This is a genomic window from Arthrobacter sp. YAF16, assembly GCF_052113385.1.
In the GTDB taxonomy this organism is placed as follows: domain Bacteria; phylum Actinomycetota; class Actinomycetes; order Actinomycetales; family Micrococcaceae; genus Arthrobacter.
This window is the reverse complement of record NZ_JBFRDC010000001.1, coordinates 1,078,893-1,101,902: the sequence shown is the minus strand read 5'-3', so window position 1 is coordinate 1,101,902 and position 23,010 is coordinate 1,078,893. Positions and strand designations below refer to the sequence as shown.

The window sequence follows — 23,010 nt, the reverse complement described above, 5'->3', positions numbered from 1 at the left end:
TCAGTTTTCCCTCTGAGCAAGACAGGTGTCAACGAGCCAAGCCCCTGTCTCACGATGTGGACTCCATTGTCCACTTTTTGAACGCCTCTCCCAAGTAGCTCGCATTAGTTGTCGTTATGGGGCCCCATAACGACAACTAATGCGAGCCAGTTGGGCAGGTATTACCCGCAGTAGGCGCCCGTGGAGGCGCTGTGGACGAGCTTGGCGTACTTGGCAAGCACGCCCTTGGTGAACTTGGCCGGCAGCGGCTCCCAGCCCACCTTGCGCGCTTCGAGCTCGGCGTCGTCCACCAGGAGGTCGAACGTCCGGGCCCCGATGTCCACCCGGATCCGGTCGCCGTCCTTGACGAAGGCGATGGGGCCGCCGTCGACCGCTTCCGGTGCGACGTGGCCGATGCACAGGCCCGTGGTTCCGCCGGAGAAGCGGCCGTCCGTGAGCAGCAGGACATCCTTGCCGAGGCCTGCGCCCTTGATCGCGCCCGTGATGGCGAGCATCTCGCGCATGCCCGGGCCGCCCTTGGGGCCCTCGTAGCGGATCACGACGACGTCGCCGGCCTTGATCTGGCCCTTGTCCAGTGCGTCCAGGGCGCCCTGTTCGCGCTCGAAAACGCGGGCGGTGCCTTCGAAGACGTCGGCGTCGAAGCCGGCGCTCTTCACGACGGCGCCTTCCGGAGCCATCGAACCGTGCAGGATGGTGATGCCGCCGGTCTTGTGGATCGGGTTGTCCATGGCGCGGAGCACCTTGCCGTCCGGGTCCGGCGGGTTGATCGAGGCGAGGTTCTCGGCGACGGTCTTGCCGGTCACGGTGAGGCAGTCGCCGTGCAGCAGGCCGGCGTCGAGCAGGGCCTTCATGATGACCGGGACGCCGCCGATCTTGTCGACGTCGGTCATCACGTAGCGGCCAAAGGGCTTGAGGTCGCCCAGGTGCGGGATCCTGTCGCCGATCCGGTTGAAGTCCTCAAGGCTCAGCTCGACCTCGGCCTCGCGGGCGATGGCCAGCAGGTGCAGCACCGCGTTTGTGGAGCCGCCGAAGGCCATGGTCACGGCGATCGCGTTCTCGAACGCCTTCTTGGTCATGATGTCGCGGGCGGTGATGCCAAGGCGCAACAGGTTGACGACGGCCTCGCCGGACTTGTGCGCGAAGACGTCGCGGCGGCGGTCGGCCGAGGGCGGGGCGGCGGAACCCGGAAGAGACATGCCCAGGGCCTCGCCGATGCAGGCCATGGTGTTGGCGGTGTACATGCCGCCACAGGCGCCTTCGCCCGGGCAGATGGCCCTTTCGATGCGGTCGAGGTCCTCGCGGCTCATCTTGCCCGCGGCGCAGGCGCCCACAGCCTCGAAGGCGTCAATCAGCGTGACTTCCTTCTCGGAGCCGTCTTCGAGCTTGACCCAGCCGGGCATGATCGAGCCTGCGTACAGGAAGACGCTGGACAGGTCCAGGCGGGCGGCCGCCATCAGCATGCCCGGCAGGGACTTGTCGCAGCCGGCCAGCAGTACCGAGCCGTCGATCCGTTCGGCCTGCATGACGGTCTCGACCGAGTCCGCAATGACTTCGCGGGACACCAAGGAGAAGTGCATGCCCTCATGGCCCATGGAGATGCCGTCGGAGACGGAGATGGTGCCGAACTGCATCGGGAACCCGCCGCCAGCGAAGACGCCTTCCTTGGCGCCCTGGGCGAGCCGGTTCAGAGAAAGGTTGCAGGGAGTGATTTCGTTCCACGAACTCGCCACGCCCACCTGGGGCTTTGCGAAGTCGTCGTCGCCCATGCCGACCGCCCGGAACATGCCGCGCGCGGGCGCGGCGTGGATTCCGTCGGTAACGACCCGGCTGCGGGGCTTGATGTCCGGCTTGGTCTCTGTCGCTGTTTGGCTGTCCTCACTCATGGCTCAAAGTCTAGGGCTCCGCCGTCGGCAGCAACGAGCCGGACTGGCTCATTAAGCGTAAAACCGGGAATATTTCGCCCAAATAGTGGACGGTTGTCTCACCCCTTGGACTCCGCGGCTCGTTCGGCTCAGATGCTGTGAGCCGCGTCACGCAGCTCGGGGGCTTCGGCGACCGCCTGGGCCTCCGCCTTCAGCAGCATAAGTACCTGCTGGATGGTGGTCCGGGCGGCGGCCTCGGGACGAGCCAGGGCCACGATGCTTCGGCTGGCCTTGACGCCGCGGAGCGGGCGGAGCACAAAGCCTCGCCCCTGGTTCTTCAGGGCGGTGTAGCGCGGCAGGAGGCTCAGCCCGTGCCCGGCACTGACCAGCGCCTCCAGCACCCGCAGGTCCGGGAAGAGCTGCGCCCGCAGGGCCGGGGAATCGGCCTGCATCTCGATTTGCCGCAGGACGGTATCAAAGGGGAAACCGTCGGGCACGCCCATCCAGGGGAACCCGACGACGTCCTCGGCGCTGAGCGTCGCCTTGCCGGCCAGTTCGTGGTCCGCCGGCACCGCCACGTCCAGCGGTTCCTCTATCAGGGGGATCACCTGGAGGCCCTGGCGGGCGAAGACCTCGGGTCCGTCCACGCTGTGGGCCAGGACAATGTCGTAGTCCGCGGCCAGCGCGGCGAAGCCGGCGACGCCGGGGTCCTCGAAATGCGCCTCGAAGCGCAGTCCGTCGATCTCCTTCACGCGGTGCAACAGTCCCGGCAGGAACATTTCCGCGGCACTCGGAAAGAACGCCGCCTTGATGTGCGTCTGCCAGCCGAGGCGGTAGGTGTCTATGGTTGCCTCGGCGCGGGCCATGGCCGTGGAGACCTCCGCAGCGGCGCCGGCCATGGCCAGCCCTGCCTCAGTCAGCCGCACTCCCCTGCCGGACTTCTCCACAAGCACTACACCGAGTTCGTCCTGCAGGGTCTTGAGCTGTTGTGAGACTGCGGAAGGCGTTACCCGCATGGCCTCGGCGGTGGCCCCCACGGTGCCGCGGTCCGCCAGCTCGCGAAGAATCCGCAGTCGCTTGAAGTCCATGATGCGAGGCTACACGGGGCCGGTCCGGAACGCTGGACAGCCGCGTCGGGCCGGACGTAACGTCAAACAGCGGCAACCTTGCCGCCTGGACAGAAGGATTCGGCTATGGATTGGATTATCTGGCTCATCGTCATCGTGGTGATTGTCGGCGTCGTGTGGTGGCAGCTGAACCGCAACAATGCCCGCAGTGGCGCTGGAACCCCGACGCCCACCGGGTCCGGAGCCTCGTCGAGGGCTGCCGGGGACCGGGCAAGCCACGACGGCGCCCTGTCCGGCGGGACCGCCGCCGCGTCGGCCGCCGCGGCCGCGACCACGGGGATGCCTTCCTCCGCCGGATTTGGCAACGCCGAGCCGCAGCCGCCAACCACCGCCGACGACGACGCGGCGGGTGCACAGGCGGGGAGCACCACAGCCGAGGGAGCTCCCAAGGAGGACGCGCCCGCCGAGGGCGGCACCGCAGCGGGCGTCGCTGCAACGGCCAGCACCGCAACGGGCGGCACCGCAGCGGGCGGCTCCGAGTGGGAGACCCAGTGGTCGGAGACGCCGCCGGCCGAGGCACATGCCGCCACGCACCACGACCTTCCGCACGGGGGCCACGGCGAACACCTGGCCCACGGCGCCCACGCCGAAGCGCCGGAAGCACACACCCCCGTGCACCACGCCGAATACACCGAGCCACACGCCCCCACCCTCCCCGGCGCGGAGTCCGCCGCGGCCGAGGCTGCGGAACTGGAGACGGCGCAGGCAGCATCATCGGCCGCACTCACCGAAGGCTCAGCCAGCCACACCGCGGCGCCCTCCGGGCATCTGGCCGTTGAGCAGCCGTACGGCGAGGGATCTGCCGCGCCGGCCGCGGATGGAAGCGGCCCGGAGGGCTTCACCGTCAAGGGCAACGCCTCCTCGATGATCTACCACGACGAGACCAGCCCCTCCTACGAGGAGACCCGGGCAGAAGTCTGGTTCCTTTCCGCCGCCCATGCGGAAGCAGCGGGCTTCCGGCCGCCCCGCCGCTCCCGGCTGTAGCAATGCAGCGGCGGTCGCCGCGGCGAGCGGCGCGGGCAGCGGCGCGGGCAGCGGCGGTGGCGGTACTGGCTGCGTCCCTGGCCGCGGCCGGCTGCACCGGCAGTCCACCCGCTCCCCCGCCGCCCGCCAGCAGCCCGCCCGCCAGCAGCGAGCCGGCTGCCAGCAGCCCACCCGCCAGCAGCGAGCCGGCTGCGGGCGTCCTGAGAGTTGCCGGCCGCATCGACGCCGGGCTGACGCTGCCCTGGTCTGTGGTCTTCCTGCCGGACGGCACTGCCCTTATCTCGGAACGGGACAGCGCGCTGCTAAAGTCCGTGCCGCCAGGCGGCGGTCCCGCAGCGACGGTCGGCAAAGTGCCCGGCGTCATCCCCGGCGGCGAGGGCGGACTGCTGGGGCTGGCCCTTTCTCCTCAGCTTGCGGCCGGCCGGTATCTATACGCGTATTTCACGGCCGGGCCGGACAACCGGATCGCCCGCTTCCGGCTCGCTGGGAACGGCCTCCCGGATCTGGGCGCCCCCGAAACCATCTTCACTGGAATTCCCAAGGCCTCCACACACAACGGAGGCCGCATCCGGTTCGGCCCCGACGGGTACCTCTACGTCGGAACCGGCGACTCCCAGCGCCGCGACCAACCCCAGGACCGCAACGCCCTCGGCGGCAAGATCCTGCGCCTCACCCCGGACGGGAGACCCGCTCCCGGCAACCCCTTCGGCTCGAACCCCGTCTACAGCCTCGGGCACCGGAACGTCCAAGGGCTCGACTGGGACAGCGCGGGCCGGCTGTGGGCGAGCGAATTCGGTCCGGACAGAGACGACGAACTGAACCTGATCGTCCCCGGCGGCAACTACGGCTGGCCCGAGGTGACGGGAGCCCCGCACCGCGAAGGGTTCCTTGACGCCAAAGTGGTGTGGCCCTCGACGGCGGATTCCTCGCCCAGCGGGCTCGAAATCGTTGGCGACACGGCCTACCTCGGCGCCCTGCGTGGCCAGCGGCTTTGGGCGGTACCGCTGCGCGGTGAATTTGCCGGCGATCCTGTGGCCTATTTCACAGGCAAATATGGTCGGATCCGCGACGTTTCGCTCGCCCCGGACGGACGCCTCTGGGCGCTCAGCAACGGCCAAAACCCTGATTTTGTGCTGGTTTTGGGGCTATCCAACTAGCCGGGGAGCCCCGTCGGCCGCTCGATTTCACACTGCACTAAAACTCGTGTAGAGTTTCATGTCGTTGCGGAGAACACCGCGGGAAATAAAAAGCCCGGGGCGAACGAAAACAACAGCTGCACCTCTAGCTCAACTGGCAGAGCAATTGACTCTTAATCAATGGGTTCCGGGTTCGAGTCCCGGGGGGTGCACAAGCCAAAACCCCGTCTTTTCGGTCTGACCGGAAAGACGGGGTTTTTTGTTTTGCATGGATCGGCGGCCCTGGATCCAGGGCCGCCGGGAGCGTACACACATGCGACGCCGGCGGCGACCCGGTCAGGCGTTGCTGTCAGACGTTGCTGTCAGGCATCGCGGTACTTCACCGACGCGAGTCCGCCGCCCACTGCGGCTGCCGTCCAGGCAAGCACAACAAGGCCGCCCTGGACCGGGGTTAGCCGCTCGGGCGAGGTCCGGATGGCGACCATGTCGCCCCCGGCGGACGCGGGCAGGAACAAGCCGACGTCCTGGAAGGCGTCCCCCAGGCCCGACAAGATGGCAACGATGACCGGAAGAATCATGAGGATGCCCAGCGTGGCGACAAGGCCGCCGGCGCTGTTGCGCAGCATGGCACCAATGCCAAGGCCCAGGACGGCGATCAGAGCCAGGAAGACGGCGGCGTTGAGAATGCTCCGGACCACACCGTCGGCGGTAAGTGCGTAGCCCAGACCCTGCGGCTGCAGTATCGGCTGGGCCACAGCGTACGAGATGAGAGCTCCGAGGATGCCGGTGGCGAAGGCGGTTGCGGCGATGACGAGCGTTTTCGACAGCACGGCGGTCATCCGGCGTGGCACGGCGGTGAGCGTCGTGGTGATCATGCCGGTGCTGTATTCGGAGCCGATCTGGATGACGGCCAAGGAGGCGATCAGGAACTGGGCGACCATGATCCCGGTTGCGGGGACCTCGCGGGCAAATATGCTGAATTCCTTCAGGATGCCCTCCCGCTCAGCTCCAGCGGGCCCGCCGTAGACGGCGAACGAGGCAGCCATGTCTGCCACCGAGAACGCTTTGAGCATGCCGACCCCGACCATGCCGAGCAGCGCGACGGCGAGGATGACGTAGCTGGAACGCAGCGAGGTCAGCTTGATCCACTCGGCGTGCACGGCCCGGAGGAAGGTGAGCCTGGTCCCGCTGTCCCGGCGAGGGACGGCAGTGGCACCGTTGCTCGAGGTTACTGTGGTGCTCATCGGTTTCCCTCTCCGGCCCCGGCCAATGCGGCGGAGCGGTATTCGACGTCGTCGCGGGTCAGTTCCATGAAGGCCTCTTCGAGCGTCGCCCGGACCGGGGTCAACTCGTGAATCAGTGCATCGCATTCCCGCGCTATCCAGGCGATCTTCCGCGGTTCGGCACCGGAGACTTCCAGGAGGCCCGGTTCAAGTTCGCGAAAGAGGATCCCGCTGGCTGCCAGCCCCGCCTGCAACCGGGTTGATTGGTCGCTGCGCACCAGCGCCCTGTCCTGCCCCTGGGCAAGGATCTCGGCTACGGGCGCGTCCGCGATGATCCGGCCCCGTCCGATGACGATCAGGTGGTCGGCAGTCTGCGCCATCTCGCTCATCAGGTGCGAGGAAAGGAAGACCGTCCGGCCCTCGGCGGCGAGGCCTTTGGCCAGGTTGCGGACCCACTGGACGCCTTCCGGATCGAGTCCGTTGACAGGCTCGTCGAAGATGACCGTCCGGGGATCCCCCAGCAGTGCGGCAGCAATGCCGAGGCGCTGGCCCATGCCGAGCGAGAACCCTTTGACGCGCTTGCGGGCCGTCTCCGAGATCCCGGTCATCGCCATGATTTCCTCGACGCGGCTGCGGCTTATGCCGTGTGTGGCTGCCAGAACGGACAGGTGTTTGAAAGCGCTGCGGGCCGGGTGAACAGACTTGGCATCCAGGAGGGCACCGACTTCGTGCAGCGGCGCCGCGTGCCCGGCATACGGCCGTCCGTTCACCAGCACCCGCCCCGCGGTGGGCCGGTCCAGTCCCAGGATCATGCGCATGGTGGTGGTCTTGCCGGCCCCGTTCGGGCCCAGGAAGCCGGTCACCTGCCCTGGCCGGACGGTGAACGTGACGCCGTCAACGGCGGTGCGCTTCCCGTAGGTCTTGGTAAGGCCGAATGCCTCGATCATGGTCCAGCTTTCTTCTCGGCGAGTCTGGCGGCTGACGTTCCGTTCGGAGCCAGCACACAACTCACCGCCCCCGCTACCAGTAAACATGCGGGGGTGCCGCCTGCGCGGGATTCAGGCGCCGTTTTCTGCATTTCTTCTGCCGCGGGTTCTTGCGGCACGCGGGGGTTTACGGGACGCGGGCGCTGTACCCCGAGTACCGGGCCAGGCTGGTGTAGCCGGCCTTCGAGCCCACAACGCGCACACTCATGACGTCGTAGCGGTCGGCCCAGATGATCCGGTAGTAGCGGCCGGTGGCACCGGAGATTGCCGCGCCGGACCGGTACCACTGGTAGCGGAAAGCAGTGCCGGCGGTCCAAGTGCCGGTGTTGGCGGTCAGCGTGTACCCGTAGCGGGCGGAACCGGAGATCCATGGCCGCGTGGAAACAAGTGTTCCCGCCGCGATGGCACTGGTCGTGGCGGAATCCTTCACGATGGTGGTGTACCCCGCCTTGATCCCGCCGACCCGCAGCCGCATGATTTTCCCCTGATCGGCGCCCCCGAGGGTGTACTTGGGCCCGGTGGCCCGGCTGATGGGAAGACCGGAGCGGTACCACTGGTACTTCAGGAACGTGCCGGCAGTCCAGGTGCCCGGTACCGCTGTGAGCGTGTAGCCCACCTTGCGGGTGCCGCTGATCATTGGTGTCGGGCCGGTAAGGGTACCGCGCGCCACGGCAGCCGACGAAGGCGAGTCAAGGGTAGCCGATCTCTGGTCGGGCCACGATGCCGTCACCCGGACCTTCAGGGTCTGGCCAAGGTCGCCGGCTCCGAGGGTGTAATGGGTCCCGGTAGCCCCGCTGACCGCTACGCCGGACCGGACCCATTGGTACTGGCGTGCCACGTCGGCCGGCCAGTCCTGGGGGCCGGCCGCCAGCGTCGAGCCGACCCTGGCCGTCCCCGAGAGGGAGGGCTGCGGGACCACTGCGACGGGACTGGTGGTGGCCGCACTCGGGTTGTAGCCGTCGGCGGAGCCGGTCACCGTGACGCTCAACAGGGCGCCTGCGTCCGTGGTCGCGGCCGGGTAGGTCACGGCCGTGGCGCCGGGGATCGCGACGCCGTCGCGCCTCCACTGGTAGCTCAGTGAGGCTCCTTCGGGCGACCACGTTCCCGCCGAAACCGTAAGCGCGTGTCCGACGACGGCGTCCCCGTCGATCCGCGGCACGCCGGCCGTGATGTAGGGGACGGCACTTGGCAGTACGGAGCCGACGGCGGCGGCCGCGTCCACTAGACCGTTGCCGCAGCCTCCTGTGCTGCAGGTGCCCGGCAGCGGCCTGGCCGTCTCCTTGAGGATTGTCTCGACCTGGGCCGGGGTGAGGGCCGGGTCCGCGGACAGCATGAGGGCCGCGACGCCGGCAACGTGTGGGGCGGCCATCGACGTGCCCTGCATGTAGCCGTACGTTTCGGAGCCCTGCACGGTGGTGCCATTGTTCCAGGTCGAGAGGATGGTGTTGGCCCGGCCGGTGGAGCTGTCGCCGCCGGGGGCGCTGACGTCGACCTCGGGACCGTAGTTGGAGTAGTAGGCCTTGTTGCCTTCACGTCCGGTCGCGCCGACGGTGATGATGTTGTTGCAGTTGGCCGGGGTGGAGCCGGAGGCGGGTGAATTCTCGTTGCCGGCGGCGGCGACGACGGTGACGCCCTGCGCGGCGGCGTAGTCGAGTGCGGACTGGAAGTAGCTGCCGCACTGGCCGGATCCGCCCAGGGACATGTTGATGACCCTGGCGGGGTTCGCGTTGGCCGGGACTCCCGTAACGGTTCCCCCGGCGGCCCAGACGACGGCGTCGGCGATGTCGCTAAGGTAGCCGCCACAAGTGCCGAGGGCCCGGACCGGGAGGATCTTGGCGGAGTAGGCGACGCCGGCGATGCCGATGCCGTTGTTGGCCGCCGCGCCGATCGTCCCGGCGACGTGGGTTCCGTGCCAGGACGACGATGAGCCGTTGCAGGAGTCCCCTGCGTCGCTGGCATCGCCGTCGCGGCCGTCCCCGTCGTTCGACTTAGTGCTGTCGGAGATGAAGTCGTAGCCCGGGAGGACGCTCGTCAGGTCGCTGTGGGGCGTGATGCCGGTATCGATGACGGCCACAACGGCGCCCAGGCCGGAAGTGGTGTCCCAGGCCGCGGGCACGCGCATCCCTGCAGTGTCTTCGGACAGGTCCCATTGCTGCGGGTACAGCGGATCGTTCGGGGTTGATGCCGGGCGGACGAAGGTGTCTGGCTCGGCGTATTCGACGTTGGACTGGACGCGCAGGGAGGCGAGGACTTTGTCGCTCCCCCGAGGGGTCAGCGCGCCGTCGGCCTGGACGACGGCCGCCCCGCGCGCCGTGGCGTGCAGCTCCTTGACGGAGACGCCCGAGCTCCTGGCCGCCTGGCCGTAAGCCTTGGCCCGGGCGTTGGCCGTACCGGCGGTTCCGGTCTTGAACTTCACGACGAAGCGGCCGCTGGCCCCCGCGGGGGGCGCCGAGGCAGTCAAGGGGGAGGCGACCGGGCGTGAATCGATGGCTGGATCCGTAGCCGCTGCGGCCGGGAAGGCGAAGAGGGTGCCGAGCAGGACAGCGCCCGCGCCCAGTGATGCGACGGCCGTGGAAAGACGCCTTGTGGTCATGCGGGTCCTCAGGGCATGGCCGGCGTCGGCCGGCGGACGGGCGAGAGCGGGAAACGTACGCGCTCAACCAGCCCCGGGTCTCCGAAAGAACTTTAACCCAGAAGCATCGGGTCTCGCCGCAAATTGCGGGAGCCCTTGGTCTTTCCTGCGCGTTTCCTGCCGGTGCAGACAGCAACGTCCTAACCTGTGAGCGGGGCGCGCGACGCTGTCCGGGGCCTTCTTAGGGAGCCCGGTCCCCGCGGCGCCTGAGCCCCAAAACTGCCCAGGCTGACAGGAGCAGGCCTCCGGCCGCCAGCAGGAACGCCCCCGCGCGTAGTTCAGGACCGCGGCCCTGTGAAACCTGCGCAACGACCGCGGGGGCCTCCGAAACGGCGGATTGCGGCGACGATGGCGTTCCCTCCGCCGCAGAGGGCGTAGCAGTGGCCCCGGCCGGGACCGAGGCCGCGCCCGATCCCTGGACCGGGGCCTTGGAGGGCGCCGCCCGGACGGCGGTTTTCGCGGAGGGGGCCGGTGCCGGGCTGGAGGGTGCGGCGGACGATGGTGCCGGAGCGGCCGGAGCGGCCGGAGCGGCCGGCGGTGCCGACGGTGCTGCCGGAGCCGTAGCCGGGGGCTTGACGGTGCTCGACGGCGTCGGGGTGGGGGTGGCCGAGGGCTCGCATCGGCCCAGGGGGATCAACACGACCGGACCGCAGGGTTCGGCGTCGGCCGGGGCGGCGATAGCGAGGGTAGTGGAGGCAACCAAGGCAAGGACGGCCAGGGCCGTGACAGCCCAAGAGGCACTCTTACGCGTTCGCATCCTAGACATCCTACGTTCCACGGATCGGCGCCTCGGGATTTCCGGACAGCTCGCGCCCTTACGGCGCTGGCCCGGGCCTAGCGCCGACCGGCTGCCGCCAGCTGGAAATGGATGGGCAACGCGAGCTGGATCGGTTCAGTGCCCAGCGGCTCGTCGAGCAGCTCGTTGATCGAGGTCTGCCCTTCCAGCTCAGGCGGTGGCACCGTTTCCATAGGAAAACCTTATGCGAGCCTCCACCCGGGGAGGGGTCAGGACACGGGGTGGGCTGGATCAGGGAACAGCCCTATGCAGCCCCGCGTCAAACGCGGGACTCACGTTGCGACGGGACCGGCTGCCGGCGAACAGCGGCTAGGATTTCGCCGGCGCCTCTTCGTGAGGGTCGCAGCCCTCACAGAAAACAGTTGTGGCGTATTCGCCGCAGCACTGGCAGTGATGTTCCAGGGACCTGGCTTCGAGGACGTACCTTGTCATGACCTCATGCTCGCCCAGCAGGGCTGGCTTGAACCCAGTAGTAGCTACTTGTTTCCCGCGCCGGGCTATCGGGGTCCGGAGCAAGCGCCGGCAGTGCCCTAACTTGTCGGCGCCAGTGGGCGACCGCGGCCTAGTTGGCTTCGGCGGACACAGTAGGCTCCACCGCTGTGACGATCGCCTTCGCTTCCGTCGTGGACATGCGGTTGGCCAGTTCCCGGACCACGGACTGCAGCTCGTGCCGCAGGGAGTCGGGATCGATCGAAGCGGCGGCGAGCACCGAGCGCTCCATGTCCGCGGCCGCAACGACGGCTTCGCGGCCGCGGTCCGTCAGGGTGACGACGTGGCTGCGGCGGTCCGAGGCGCTGCGCTCCCTGGAGATGTGACCGTGGGCTTCAAGCCGGCTCAGGGTTTTGCCCATGGTCTGGGCTTGGACGCGGACCAATTGCGCCAATTGCGCTTGGGTCATGGGTCCTTGAGCGGAGAGCACTTCCATCGCAATGACCCCGGCATGGGTCAGGCCAATGGCCCCCAGCTTCTCGTTCCAGGAGTGTTCTACAAGGCGTGCTGCCGTGGACAATAGGCGGCCCGTGGGCCAGCGATCCATATCAGGCATACCAAAGAGTATAGCGATTGTGCGATTCGTGGGCCGCGCCCGGGCTCACTAGGCTGGAATTCCCTAAAATTGTCAAGGAGATAAACATGCCTGAACGACTCGTTCCCGGAGACGACGCGCCGGACTTCCAGCTGTTGGACTCGGCCGGACGCGAGGTCGGCCTGCAGGACTTCCGCGGCCGGAACACGGTGGTCTACTTCTATCCGGCGGCTGCCACGCCGGGCTGCACCAAGCAGGCCTGCGACTTCCGAGACTCACTGGCGGCCCTGCAGGGTGCGGGCTATGACGTCGTCGGCATCTCCCCCGATCCGGTCGCGAAGCTCGCGGGCTTCGCGGCGGCCGAAGGACTCAGCTTCCCGCTGCTCTCCGATCCGGACCACGCGGTGGCCGAGGCGTACGCGGCATGGGGTGAGAAGAAAAACTACGGCCGCACCTATGAGGGCCTGATCCGTTCCACCGTGGTGGTCGGTCCGGACGGCAAAGTCACCCTGGCGCAGTACAACGTGCGCGCTACCGGCCACGTCGCCAAGCTGCTCCGCGACCTGAAGCTGGACGCCTAGCTGCCCTGCCCCGCAGTTCGGCCCCGGCGCCGGGCTGCGGGGCAGAACTGTAGACTGGTGCCTGGCATCCGCCGTCGAGGGTCTTTCGGGCCCGCGAACGACGGCGCCGCGCGCGAGTGGTGAAATTGGCAGACACGCAGGATTTAGGTTCCTGTGCCTTCGGGCGTGGGGGTTCAAGTCCCCCCTTGCGCACAATGCAAAACCCCGGTCTTCGGACCGGGGTTTTGCTGTTTAACTCTCTGGAACTAAACCGGGGACCGCCCCTCCCGCACCCGCCAAAAAGCCCGGAATCCCGGCGAAGCCGCCCGCCCGCCCCGCCGCCCTGAACCGGTTCCGAAAAAGAATTTCGATTCCCACCCATCTCTTTCCGCCCAGCCCGCGAATACCCATTGAGACACCAACCAAGGGTCGGTGCCCGACAGTCGGAGAAAGGCCACAGCGGCAAAAACGTCGCTGCAGGCAATGAAATCGGCACAACAAAGGAGAATCGAAATGCAGACCATCAAGCGCACGACTTTCGCCGTTGCAGGTATCGCTGCTGCAGCCATGCTCAGCCTCACTGCCTGCGGCGGTTCCAGCACGGGATCCAGCTCCTCGGCTCCCGCTTCCACGCCGTCGGAGTCCGCCATGTCTTCCAGCATGGCCCCGTCACCGTCCATGAGCTCCTCCGCCGCAGCGATGGACCCGGCAGCGGACCTCGTCGGCTCCGGTTGCGCCGCCTACGCCTCGCAGGTTCCCGACGGTAAGGGTTCCGTCGCCGGCATGGCGCTGGACCCGGTGGCCGTAGCCGCCTCCAACAACCCGATTCTGACCACCCTGACGGCCGCCGTCTCGGGCAAGCTCAACCCCAAGGTCAACCTGGTGGACACCCTGAACGGCAGCGAATTCACTGTCTTCGCTCCGACGGATGACGCGTTCAAGAAGATCGACGCCGCCACCATCAACAAGCTCAAGACGGACGATGCCCTGCTGAGCAAGATCCTCACCTACCACGTAGTTCCCGGCAAGATCAGCCCGTCTGAAATCGTGGGCACCCACAAGACCGTCCAGGGCGGTTCCGTGACCGTCACCGGCAGCAAGGACGCTCTCAAGGTCGACGGCGCCAACGTGGTCTGCGGTGGCGTCAAGACCGCCAACGCCACGGTCTACATGGTCGACTCGGTCCTGATGCCCAAGTAGGCATCACCAAGACCTCCTGACCCGGATCCAGCCTGACTCCCTGGATCCACCTGGAGAAACGAAGGCCCGCGCCGGACGGTGCGGGCCTTCGCCTGTTCCCTCCGGGCGGGTCAACTAGACTGGGGCTGTTCCGCAGCCGGCGGCCAACAAGTTCCCAGAGGTGATTCCTTCAGTGCCCAGCAGCACCGCGCCCATCAGTACCGGCCCCCGCAGGGCGTTGCGCCGCATCGCGGCCGGCTTCGGCGCCGTCCTGCTCCTGCTGCCGCTGGCCTCGTGCACCGGAGCGCCGGGCCCCGCACCCTCGCCCACCTCCGCCAGCGCGTCCGACGCCGGGCCCACCGCCACTTTCACCTTTGGCACCGCCTCGCGCCCGCTCGGCCTGGATCCGGCCCTGGTGTCCGACGTCGACTCCTACCGCATCACCCGCCAGATCCTCGAGGGCCTGATCGGCGTCGACCAGACCAGCGGCAAGCCAACACCCCTGCTGGCTACCGAATGGACGACCAGCGACGACGGCCGCGCCTACACCTTCAAGCTCCGCGAGAACGTGAAGTTCCAGGACGGCACGGCCTTTAATGCGGCGGCCGTGTGCACCAATTTCAAGCGCTGGTTCAACTTCCCCGCCGCCCTCCGCAAGCAGGCACCCGGCAGCACCTTCAAGGGTGTGTTTATGGCGCACGCGGACCAGGCGTCGCTGTCCATCTACAAGGGCTGCACCTTGCTGGGGGCAAACAGCGTCCGGATCGATCTCACCCAGCCCTTCACCGGGTTCCTCCAGGCGCTCACCCTGCCCGCCTTCGCGATCTCCTCGCCGCACGCCCTGGCCGCACAGTCGGCCGACGTGCTGAACCAGAAGCGCGAAGGCCAGCCGGTGTCGGCCTACGCCCTGCACCCTGTGGGCACCGGCCCCTACGTCTTCGACTCCTGGGACAACAACACCGTCACCCTGAACAGCAACAAGCACTACTGGGGCGACAAGGGCCAGATCGGGACCATCAACTTCGTCACCTACGACCACCCGCAGGCCCGGCTTCAGGCCCTGCTTGACGGGAAAATCGATGCCTACGATTCCGTGACCGTGGGCAACTTCGACCAGCTGGTCAAACGCGGCAAACAGATCATCCAGCGCGATCCCTTCTCCGTCATGTACCTGGGCATGAACCAGGAAGTCCCGGTGCTGCGGAAGCTCAAGGTCCGCCAGGCGATCGAGATGGCCCTGGACAAGGACACCTTGATCCGGAAGTTCTTCATTGACAACACCGCCGCGGCCTCGCAATTCGTCCCGCCGAAGCTGAGCGGCTTCAACAACAACGCACCCTCCCTGGGCTACGACCAGAACAAGGCCAAGGAGCTCCTCGCCGAGTCCGGCTACAAGGGTGAGGAACTGAAGTTCTACTACCCGCTCAACGTCACCCGGCCCTACCTGCCGACCCCGGAAAAGGTCTACGCGGAGATCAGCCGCCAGCTCACCGCCGTCGGGCTCAACATCAAACCCGTTCCGGTCGAATGGTCCGACGGCTACCTCCAGAAGGTGACCTCCCCCGGCGACCACGCACTGCATCTGCTCGGCTGGAACGGGTCCTACGCGGATCCCGATAACTTCGTGGGCCCGCTTTTTGGTGAAAATACCGGTGAGTTCGGCTACCAGGACCCCCAGGTGTTCTCGAAAATCTCCCGCGCCCGGGGCCTGCCGGACGGCAAGGACCGGACAGAGCAGTACCAGACCATCAATGCGCAGATTGCCGCGACCGTGCCCGCCGTGCCGATTGCGTTCCCAATCTCGGCACTGGCTCTGTCAGACCGGGTGCTGAAGTACCCAGCGTCGCCGGTCCTGAACGAAGTTTTCACGAACGTCGAACTAAAGCCTTGACGGGACGGCCCAATTTCAGTTAGTGGGCCGTGCGGGGATATTCTGTGACAGCCAGAGCCGCTGCTATCGGAGACTGATTGTGACTTTCATTTCCAAGACCCAACATGCCGACGTCGTCCTGATTGGCGGCGGCATCATGAGCGCCACGCTGGGCGCCTTCCTGAAGCAGCTTGAGCCGAACTGGACCATTTCGCTCTTCGAGCGCCTGGACCAGCCGGGGCTTGAAAGCTCCGATCCGTGGAACAACGCCGGCACCGGCCACGCCGCCCTGTGTGAGCTTAACTACTCCCCCGCAGCCAAAGACGGCTCGGTGGACCCGGCGAAGGCCCTGCACATCAACGAGCAGTTCCAGCTTTCCCGCCAGTTCTGGTCCCACCTGGTCACCAACAACCTGATCGGTTCCCCCAAGGGCTTCATCAATACCGTGCCGCACATGAGCTTCGTGGTCGGCGACGCCAACGTCAAGTTCCTGCGCACCCGCTACGAGGCGCTCAAGCCGAACCCCCTGTTCCGCTCGATGGAGTACTCCGAGGACCACGCCCAGATCGCCAAGTGGGCACCGTTGATCGTCAAGGGCCGCGATCCGAAGCAGCACATCGCCGCCACCCGCGCCGCCGAAGGCACCGACGTCGATTTCGGCGCCCTGACCCGCGAACTGACCGGCTACCTCGCCAACAACGGTGTGGAAACCAACTACGGCCACGACGTCACCGGCATCAAGCGTGCCTCCGACGGCGGCTGGGACCTTGCACTCAAGCACCCGCGCTCCGGCGAGCACGGCTCGATCCACGCGAAGTTCGTCTTTGTCGGCGCCGGCGGCGGTGCGCTGCACCTGTTGCAGGCCTCCGGCATCCCGGAAAGCAAGGGCTTCGGCGGCTTCCCGGTCTCGGGCCAGTTCTTCCGCTGCACGGACGAGACCCTCGCCGGCCAGCACAGCGCCAAGGTTTACGGCCAGGCCTCCGTCGGCGCCCCGCCCATGTCCGTCCCGCACTTGGACACCCGGTTCGTCAACGGCAAGCGCTCACTGCTGTTCGGCCCGTACGCCGGTTTCTCCACGAACTTCCTGAAGAACGGCTCCTACCTGGACCTGCCGCTGTCCATCCGGCCCTCCAACATCATTCCGATGCTGGCCGTGGCCAAGGACAACATGGATCTCACCGCATACCTGGTTAAGGAAGTCGCCAAGCGGCACGGAGCGAAGGTCGAGGCCCTGCGGGAGTACTACCCGGAGGCCAAGGACGGCGACTGGGAGCTCATCACCGCCGGCCAGCGGGTGCAGATCATCAAGAAGGATCCGAAGAAGGGCGGCGTGCTGCAGTTCGGCACCGAGGTCATCGCCGGCCGCGACGGCACCATCGGCGCCCTGCTTGGCGCCTCCCCGGGTGCCTCCACGGCCGTGCCGATCATGATCGAGCTGCTCCAGAAGTCCTTCCCCAAGAACTTCAAGGGCTGGCAGTCCAAGCTCAAGGAGATGATGCCGGGCTACGGCATCAAGCTCAACGAGAACCCGGACCTCGCCGCCAAGCTCGAGGCCGAGACGGCCGCGGCACTCCAGCTGGAGCCGGTCAGCGCCACCCGCTGAAACTCTTCCGGGTTGCGGCACGTTCAATCCCTGTGACGTCACGCTGTGACGTACCTCCGTCGACCCATCAGGAGACCATGAGATGTTCCGGCTGGCCAAGCTTTCGCTAGGAAACCGGGCGCTGATCGCGCTGATCACCGTCTTCGCGTCGGTCTTCGGCGTAATCACGATGACCTCGCTCAAGCAGGAGCTCATCCCGTCCATCGAGTTCCCGCAGATCACGGTCATCACCTCGATGCCCGGGGCCTCTCCGGAAGTCGTAGACAAGCAGGTCAGCGGGCCGCTGGAGACGGCGCTCAACGGCGTCGAGGGGCTGGAGTCGACGTCGTCGACGTCGCGCAACGGCGTTTCGCAGATCACCCTGGCGTTCACCTACGGCTCCAACCTGGACCGCGCCCGGAACCAGATCGACCGCGCCATCTCCAACGCGAAGCAGGCGCTGCCGAAGGACGTCCAGCCGCAGGCGATCGCCGGCAGCATCAGTGACTTCCCGATCGTCTATCTTGCGGTCTCCTCGGACAAACCGTTGAGCGAACTCAACGCGGACCTGGCCCGCCTGAGTGTGCCGCGGCTGCAGAAGCTCGACGGCGTGCGCGGCGCCGAAGTGACCGGCGGGGCCACCCAGCACATCAAGATCCTGCCGCGGCCGGCGGCCATGGCCGCCTCCGGCACCACCATCGCGTCCATCTCCGAGGCTCTGAAGAACAACGGCAGCCTGGTTCCGGCCGGCAGCATCGAGGAGCAGGGCAAGACGCTCTCGCTTCAGATCGGCAGCCCGGTGGATTCCCTTGACGCGATCAAGGCCCTGCCGCTGGGGGGCGCCCGCGACGCCGCGACAATCGGCAGCGTTGCGGACGTCAGCATCACCGAGGACGCCCGCACCTCGATCACCCGCACCAACGGCAAGGAAACGCTGGCCGTCTCGGTCACCAAGAAGCCCGAGGGCGACACGGTGGGCATCTCCCACGCGGTCAAGGACGCCATCCCGCAGCTTGAGGCCGAACTGGGGTCCAACGCCAAGTTCACCCCGGTGTTCGACCAGGCGCCGTTCATCGAGAAGTCCATCAAGGACCTCACCACGGAGGGCCTGCTGGGTCTGGGCTTCGCCGTCGCCGTCATCTTGCTGTTCCTGCTCTCGGTGCGCTCCACGCTGGTCACGGCCGTGTCCATCCCGCTGTCCCTGCTGATCACCTTCATCGGGCTCTCCGCGACCGGCTACTCGCTGAACATCCTGACCCTCGGCGCGCTGACGATCGCGATCGGCCGCGTGGTGGACGACTCGATCGTGGTGATCGAGAACATCAAGCGGCACCTCAGTTACGGCGAGCAGAAAATCACCGCCATCCTGACCTCCATCCGCGAGGTCGCCGGCGCAATCACCGCGTCCACCCTCACCACGGTGGCGGTCTTCCTGCCGATCGCGTTCGTCGCCGGACTCGCCGGTGAGCTGTTCCGGCCCTTCGCCCTCACCGTCACGATTGCTTTGGTCTCCTCGCTGCTGGTCTCGCTGACCATCGTTCCGGTGCTGGCTTACTGGTTCCTGCGGACCCCGGCGGACAAGGCCGGCGCGTACGTTTCCGAAGCCTCAGCCCGCGAGACCGCCGCGAAGGCCCACGAGGCCGAGCAGCGCAGCTTCCTGCAGCGCGGCTACCTCCCGATCCTGACCAAGACCCAGCGGCACCCCGTCATCACCCTGGTGGCGGCCGTTTTGGTCCTCGGCGGCACCGCAGCGATGTCGCCGCTGCTCGCAACCGACCTGCTGGGCCGTTCCGGCGAAAACAGCATGACCGTCCGGCAGGCCCTTCCGGCCGGCACCAGCCTGGCGGAGGGCAGCGCCGCGGCCGTCAAGGTCGAGAAGACCCTGCGCGGCATCGACGGAATCAAGGACGTCCAGGTCACCACCGGCAACGCCCAGTCCGGCTTCTCAGCCCTGCAGTCCACCGGGGCGGCGAATTCCAGCTTCACCGTCGTGACCGAGGAGAAGGCCAACCAGGGCAAGCTGCAGGACATTGTCCGCAAGGAGCTCGCCAAGATCTCCGACGCCGGCAAGATCATGGTGGGTTCGCAGCAGGGCGGATTCGGCACGACGTCGACTGTCGACATCACGCTCAAGGCCGCCAGTTCCGCCGACCTCAAGACCGCCAGCGACGCCATGGTTAAGGCCATGGACGGGGTCCCCGGCTCGTCCGAGGTCAGCACCAACCTGGCCGCTAGCCAGCCCGTGGTCCAGGTCAAGGTGGACCGCGCCAAGGCCGTTGCGGCGGGCCTGAACGAACAGCAGGTCGCTGGCGTCCTGGCCGCCACGATCAGTCCGGTCCCGGCCGGCACCGTCCGCATCGGCACAAACGACTTCCCGGTCCGGATCGGCGAAGGCACCCGTTTCACCAGCATCGGCGCCGTGCGCGACCTCCCACTGCCGACGGCGCGGGGCCCGGTCCCGCTGTCCTCGATCGCTTCCGTGGAACAGGTGGAGGTTCCGGTCTCGATTACGGCCAGCAACGGCCAGCGGACCGCTCGCGTCTCGGTCACGCCGTCGGGCGGAAACCTGGGTGCGGTAAGCACCGAGGTGCAGGCCCGGCTCAAGTCGGTCCAGCTGCCGCCGGGCGTCACGGCAGAGATCGGCGGCGCCACCACGCAGCAGGCTGAGTCCTTCGGCCAACTGGGGCTGGCACTGCTGGCGGCCATCGCGATCGTTTACGTGATCATGGTCGCCGCGTTCAAATCCCTCGTGCAGCCGTTGATCCTGCTGGTCTCCATCCCGTTCGCAGCCACCGGCGCCATCGCGCTGCTGCTGGTGACGGGCGTCCCGCTGGGGCTGCCTTCGCTGATCGGCATGCTGATGCTGGTGGGAATTGTGGTGACCAACGCGATTGTGCTGATCGACCTGATCAACCAGTACCGCCAGCCGCGCAACGGCGAGCCCGGCATGATCGTGGCGGACGCGATCACGCACGGCGCACGCCAGCGCCTCCGGCCGATCCTGATGACCGCGCTGGCCACCGTGTTCGCGCTGACCCCGATGGCTCTGGGACTGACCGGCGGCGGGGGCTTCATCTCGCAGCCGCTGGCCATTGTGGTGATCGGCGGCCTCATTTCCTCCACCGCCCTGACGCTGGTCCTGGTGCCCGTGCTGTACCGCTTGGTGGAGGGCCGGCGCGAACGGAAGGCGCTGCAGAAGGCCAACGGCGGCAAGGCCACGCACGGGCGCCGGGCCCAGCCCGCGCCGTCGGACGCCGCGGACGCCGTCGACCGGCTCGATGAGCAGGACGAGGCGGACGAGCCGGACGAGGCCGACGAACCGGACGAGGCACCGGCGCTCCGCAACTAAATTCCGCCCCGCCCCTCCCCTCCCCAACTAGCTCGCAATAGTTGTCGTTTTGCCCGCTCAAAACGACAACTACTGCGAGCTAGTTGGGTTCGTGCGAACCGGGTCTGTGGATAACCGCCTGGGTGCCGCCGGAATTTGCCAGCATGGGGCCATGAAGACGCCGCAGCCCCTGCCGGACCCGGTTGCCCGTGCGCCCTTCACCTTCCAGGAGGCGCTCGACGCCGGGGTCAGCTACCGCCGGCTCCGGCACCGCGGGCTAGCATCGCCGAGCCGTGGCATCCGGATTCCTTGCGCCGCGGAAACGCCGCCCGACCTGGAGCCGCTGGTACGGCCCTTCACCCGGATTACGGAATTCACGGCCGCCTCGCACGCCACGGCATTCCGGCTCTGGGAGATGCCTGGATTCCTACCGGGGGCGGATGATCCGGGCATCCACCTGTCGCGGCCTGACTCCATGGCCATCCCCCGGCGGACTGGCGTAATCGGCCACGTCGGTCAGTTCTTCCCCGATGAGATCGTGAGTATCGGCGGCGGCCTCCTCGTGACGACGCGGGTCCGTACCTGGCTCGATGTGTCCCGGTTGATGGGGGTGGACGAACTCACCGTGGTGGCCGACCATCTGATCCGTGTGCCGCGGGCTGACCTGGAGGGCCGCAGTGACCCCCACGCCAGCATCGCGGACCTGGCCGAGATGCTGGACCGGCACAAGGGCACTCCCGGAATCCGGAAGGCCCGGCTCGCCTTGGAGCAGGCCCGGGTCGGCGCGGACTCGGCTCCAGAGACTCGGCTGCGGCTTGCACTGACGCGGGCCGGTCTGCCCGAACCCGAGGTGAACCCGCGCACGGAGTTGCTCAACGGCGTCGTGCGTCAACCCGATCTGGCGTATCCGGAATTTCTGGTGGCGGTGGAATACGAAGGCGACGGGCACTCCGAGGCCGGGCAGGTGATCCGGGACATCACCCGCGAGGAAGACTTCAGCCGGGGCGGCTGGACGCTGGTCCGGTTGTCCAAACGCCACATGGCCAACAACGCCCGCTCTGCGGTGTCGAAGGTCCGCGCCGCGCTCCTGGACCGGGGCTGGAGGCCGCGTTGACCTTCCCAACCGGCTGGCAGTTGTTGTCGTTTTGGGCCCTCAAAACGACAACAGCTGCGAGCTAGTTGGGGGCGGAAGCCGATTCGGCGGTGTGTGCGGGGGCGGGGTCCGGGTCGGAGAATGCCAGCTTGGGTACCAGCATCAGGGCTGCGGCCGCAGCCAGTCCGGTGACCCCGCAGATGGTCCACACCGTAAGGTAGCCCGCCAGCGGCGCTGCGGTCTGCCCGGCGGCGGCAGAACCAGCGTCGGCCAGGACGTGGTTGAGCAGGGCAATGCCGAACACCGCCGAAGCGAAGGCCCCGCCGATGGTCTTGGTCGTGTTGGTCAGGCCCGTGGCCATCGCCGTCCGGTTCAGCGGCGCCGCAGCGGCCGCCGCCGAGGGCAGCGCCGCCACGAGCGCCCCGGAGCCGACGCCGGCCACCGCCATGTTGACCAGGGCCTCGGCCAGGCTGCCGTGGAAGGGCAGGAAGAGCAGGTAGCCCAGCCCCACCAAGGTCGCGGCGCCCACCAGGGTCCAGCGCGGGGTCAGCCGGCGCGTCACCACGGGGTACAGCAAAGCCCCCACCAGCAACGCCAGCACGTACACGCCGATGATGATCGAGACCTGGCCGGCGCGCAGCCCCAGCCCGTAGCTGTGTAGTGCAGGATCGGTCCGGGCGAAGGTGGAAAGCGGGGCCTGGGCGCCCAGCACGGATACCCCGAACAGCCCCGCGGTCAGCTGCACCGGCCACATGGACTTGGACCGCAGCATCCGGATGTCCACCAGCGGATCCCCGCGGCCCAGCTCGACGCGGGTGAACGGAACGAAGACCAGCAGGCCGGCCGCGACCAGCGCCCAGGCCCACCAGGCCCCGGGGCCGCCCAGCCGCATGAAGGTCAGTCCGGACGTGATCAGCAGGAGCCCGACGGCGAGCAACGCGAAGCCGCGGGTATCCACCCGGCCGCCGCTGCGCTCGGTGGATTCCGGCACCCCGAAGCGGATCGCGAACCAGCACGCCGTCACTGCCAGGGCAGGAAGCATCAGCACCAACTGCAGTTGCCCTGCGAAGGCTTCCACGAGGGCACCGGCCGCGAGGGCACCGGCGATGACGCCGAATTCCAGCGCGCCGACAAGGGCCCCGGCCGCGCGGCGGGTGCGGGCGGCGCCGTCGGGCAGCCCGTGCACCCGGCTGAAGACGAGGGCGATTTCCAGCGGCAGCCAGACCACATAGAAGCCCTGCAGCGACCACGCCGCGAGGAACGTCCAGAAATCCGGCGCCAGCGCCACGCCCCAAGAAGCGGCGGCGGTGAGCACGGTGGAGACGAGCAGGATCCTGCGATGTCCGTACAGGTCTCCCAGTTTCGCGAGCACCGGCACGGCCAGGGCACTGACCGTCAGCTGGGCGGCCTCGAACCAGTTGACGTCGGCGTCGTGGATCCCCAGGTGCCGGGCGATGTCGGTGAGGATGGGGGTGTAGTAGCCCTGCAGGATCCCGCTGGTGAGTTCCACCAGGCACAAAAAAGCGACAACGCGGCGCATGGCGCGACCTTCCGGGCGGGCTGGGCATCTGGCGGCCAGCCGATTGACTGCATCCTAGGGCCGGGCCCCGCGCGCTCCCCGCAGGACG

The 23,010-nt window shown here is 67.7% G+C and carries 17 protein-coding genes and 2 tRNA genes; 10 read left to right on the top strand and 9 right to left on the bottom strand.

The annotated features are described in order from the left end of the window. Positions 1-161 precede the first annotated feature (161 nt). Both ilvD and AB4Y91_RS05180 read right to left on the bottom strand, forming a co-directional pair. Positions 162-1,883: a dihydroxy-acid dehydratase gene (ilvD, locus tag AB4Y91_RS05185; protein ID WP_441417429.1), complete on the bottom strand. Its 1,722-nt coding sequence runs from the start codon at positions 1,881-1,883 to the stop codon at positions 162-164. Positions 1,884-2,011: 128 nt separating this feature from the next. Beyond that, the gene (locus tag AB4Y91_RS05180) at positions 2,012-2,950 is read right to left on the bottom strand and encodes a LysR family transcriptional regulator (protein ID WP_441417428.1); all 939 of its coding nucleotides are present in this window, start codon (positions 2,948-2,950) and stop codon (positions 2,012-2,014) included. Between the two features lie 105 nt (positions 2,951-3,055). Here AB4Y91_RS05180 and AB4Y91_RS05175 point away from each other — a divergent pair, with 105 nt between their 5' ends. From AB4Y91_RS05175 to AB4Y91_RS05165, 3 genes are all read left to right on the top strand, one after another. After that, the gene (locus tag AB4Y91_RS05175; RefSeq protein WP_441417427.1) at positions 3,056-3,973 is read left to right on the top strand and encodes a sunset domain-containing protein; all 918 of its coding nucleotides are present in this window, start codon (positions 3,056-3,058) and stop codon (positions 3,971-3,973) included. Positions 3,974-3,975: 2 nt separating this feature from the next. Continuing rightward, positions 3,976-5,130 carry a PQQ-dependent sugar dehydrogenase gene (locus tag AB4Y91_RS05170; protein WP_441417426.1) on the top strand — a complete coding sequence of 385 codons (1,155 nt, stop codon included), beginning with the start codon at positions 3,976-3,978 and terminating at the stop codon, positions 5,128-5,130. Positions 5,131-5,248: 118 nt separating this feature from the next. Further along, positions 5,249-5,321: transfer RNA gene (locus tag AB4Y91_RS05165), tRNA-Lys, on the top strand. 150 nt (positions 5,322-5,471) lie between these two features. Here AB4Y91_RS05165 and AB4Y91_RS05160 read toward each other — a convergent pair. From AB4Y91_RS05160 to AB4Y91_RS05135, 6 genes are all read right to left on the bottom strand, one after another. After that, positions 5,472-6,353, bottom strand: coding sequence for an ABC transporter permease (locus AB4Y91_RS05160; protein ID WP_441417425.1), 882 nt, complete (start codon positions 6,351-6,353; stop codon positions 5,472-5,474). Next, on the bottom strand, positions 6,350-7,279 hold the full coding sequence (locus AB4Y91_RS05155) for an ABC transporter ATP-binding protein (protein WP_441417424.1): 930 nt from the start codon (positions 7,277-7,279) through the stop codon (positions 6,350-6,352). The genes AB4Y91_RS05160 and AB4Y91_RS05155 overlap by 4 nt, the downstream gene beginning before the upstream one ends. A gap of 166 nt (positions 7,280-7,445) precedes the next feature. Continuing rightward, positions 7,446-9,911, bottom strand: a complete 2,466-nt coding sequence (locus tag AB4Y91_RS05150; RefSeq protein ID WP_441417423.1) for a S8 family serine peptidase — start codon at positions 9,909-9,911, stop codon at positions 7,446-7,448. Between the two features lie 317 nt (positions 9,912-10,228). Then, a complete protein-coding gene (locus AB4Y91_RS05145; RefSeq protein ID WP_441417422.1) occupies positions 10,229-10,570 on the bottom strand; it encodes a hypothetical protein in 342 nt (113 codons plus the stop codon). Positions 10,571-10,784: 214 nt separating this feature from the next. After that, positions 10,785-10,919: a hypothetical protein gene (locus tag AB4Y91_RS05140; RefSeq protein ID WP_441417421.1), complete on the bottom strand. Its 135-nt coding sequence runs from the start codon at positions 10,917-10,919 to the stop codon at positions 10,785-10,787. Positions 10,920-11,308: 389 nt separating this feature from the next. Continuing rightward, the gene (locus AB4Y91_RS05135; RefSeq protein WP_441417862.1) at positions 11,309-11,782 is read right to left on the bottom strand and encodes a MarR family winged helix-turn-helix transcriptional regulator; all 474 of its coding nucleotides are present in this window, start codon (positions 11,780-11,782) and stop codon (positions 11,309-11,311) included. Positions 11,783-11,877: 95 nt separating this feature from the next. On the opposite strand from AB4Y91_RS05135, the gene bcp reads away from it, so the two are divergent. From bcp to AB4Y91_RS05100, 7 genes are all read left to right on the top strand, one after another. Then, the gene (gene bcp, locus AB4Y91_RS05130; RefSeq protein WP_441417420.1) at positions 11,878-12,351 is read left to right on the top strand and encodes a thioredoxin-dependent thiol peroxidase; all 474 of its coding nucleotides are present in this window, start codon (positions 11,878-11,880) and stop codon (positions 12,349-12,351) included. Between the two features lie 110 nt (positions 12,352-12,461). Continuing rightward, positions 12,462-12,543, top strand: a tRNA-Leu gene (locus tag AB4Y91_RS05125). 300 nt (positions 12,544-12,843) lie between these two features. Next, complete coding sequence (locus AB4Y91_RS05120; RefSeq protein ID WP_441417419.1) at positions 12,844-13,530, top strand: fasciclin domain-containing protein; 687 nt, start codon at positions 12,844-12,846, stop codon at positions 13,528-13,530. A gap of 265 nt (positions 13,531-13,795) precedes the next feature. Continuing rightward, positions 13,796-15,400 (top strand): ABC transporter substrate-binding protein, encoded by a 1,605-nt coding sequence (locus AB4Y91_RS05115; protein WP_441417861.1) that lies wholly within the window; start codon positions 13,796-13,798, stop codon positions 15,398-15,400. 79 nt (positions 15,401-15,479) lie between these two features. After that, positions 15,480-16,982, top strand: coding sequence for a malate:quinone oxidoreductase (locus AB4Y91_RS05110; RefSeq protein ID WP_441417418.1), 1,503 nt, complete (start codon positions 15,480-15,482; stop codon positions 16,980-16,982). Between the two features lie 82 nt (positions 16,983-17,064). Continuing rightward, entirely contained in the window at positions 17,065-20,310 is a 3,246-nt protein-coding gene (locus AB4Y91_RS05105; protein WP_441417417.1) for an efflux RND transporter permease subunit, read from the top strand. Positions 20,311-20,461: 151 nt separating this feature from the next. Further along, the gene (locus AB4Y91_RS05100; protein WP_441417416.1) at positions 20,462-21,403 is read left to right on the top strand and encodes an endonuclease domain-containing protein; all 942 of its coding nucleotides are present in this window, start codon (positions 20,462-20,464) and stop codon (positions 21,401-21,403) included. A gap of 61 nt (positions 21,404-21,464) precedes the next feature. On the opposite strand, the gene AB4Y91_RS05095 is transcribed toward AB4Y91_RS05100, so the two are convergent. Further along, positions 21,465-22,922: an MFS transporter gene (locus tag AB4Y91_RS05095; RefSeq protein ID WP_441417415.1), complete on the bottom strand. Its 1,458-nt coding sequence runs from the start codon at positions 22,920-22,922 to the stop codon at positions 21,465-21,467. Positions 22,923-23,010 lie beyond the last annotated feature (88 nt).

Coding starts and splice junctions, on each gene's coding strand:
- bcp (WP_441417420.1), top strand. CDS start 11,878: ATGCCTGAACGACTCGTTCCCGGAGACGACGCGCCGGACTTCCAGCTG.
- AB4Y91_RS05145 (WP_441417422.1), bottom strand. CDS start 10,570: ATGCGAGCCCTCGGCCACCCCCACCCCGACGCCGTCGAGCACCGTCAA.
- AB4Y91_RS05160 (WP_441417425.1), bottom strand. CDS start 6,353: ATGAGCACCACAGTAACCTCGAGCAACGGTGCCACTGCCGTCCCTCGC.
- AB4Y91_RS05170 (WP_441417426.1), top strand. CDS start 3,976: ATGCAGCGGCGGTCGCCGCGGCGAGCGGCGCGGGCAGCGGCGCGGGCA.
- ilvD (WP_441417429.1), bottom strand. CDS start 1,883: ATGAGTGAGGACAGCCAAACAGCGACAGAGACCAAGCCGGACATCAAG.
- AB4Y91_RS05150 (WP_441417423.1), bottom strand. CDS start 9,911: ATGACCACAAGGCGTCTTTCCACGGCCGTCGCATCACTGGGCGCGGGC.
- AB4Y91_RS05175 (WP_441417427.1), top strand. CDS start 3,056: ATGGATTGGATTATCTGGCTCATCGTCATCGTGGTGATTGTCGGCGTC.
- AB4Y91_RS05120 (WP_441417419.1), top strand. CDS start 12,844: ATGCAGACCATCAAGCGCACGACTTTCGCCGTTGCAGGTATCGCTGCT.
- AB4Y91_RS05140 (WP_441417421.1), bottom strand. CDS start 10,919: ATGGAAACGGTGCCACCGCCTGAGCTGGAAGGGCAGACCTCGATCAAC.
- AB4Y91_RS05155 (WP_441417424.1), bottom strand. CDS start 7,279: ATGATCGAGGCATTCGGCCTTACCAAGACCTACGGGAAGCGCACCGCC.
- AB4Y91_RS05135 (WP_441417862.1), bottom strand. CDS start 11,782: ATGGATCGCTGGCCCACGGGCCGCCTATTGTCCACGGCAGCACGCCTT.
- AB4Y91_RS05095 (WP_441417415.1), bottom strand. CDS start 22,922: ATGCGCCGCGTTGTCGCTTTTTTGTGCCTGGTGGAACTCACCAGCGGG.
- AB4Y91_RS05100 (WP_441417416.1), top strand. CDS start 20,462: ATGAAGACGCCGCAGCCCCTGCCGGACCCGGTTGCCCGTGCGCCCTTC.
- AB4Y91_RS05180 (WP_441417428.1), bottom strand. CDS start 2,950: ATGGACTTCAAGCGACTGCGGATTCTTCGCGAGCTGGCGGACCGCGGC.
- AB4Y91_RS05105 (WP_441417417.1), top strand. CDS start 17,065: ATGTTCCGGCTGGCCAAGCTTTCGCTAGGAAACCGGGCGCTGATCGCG.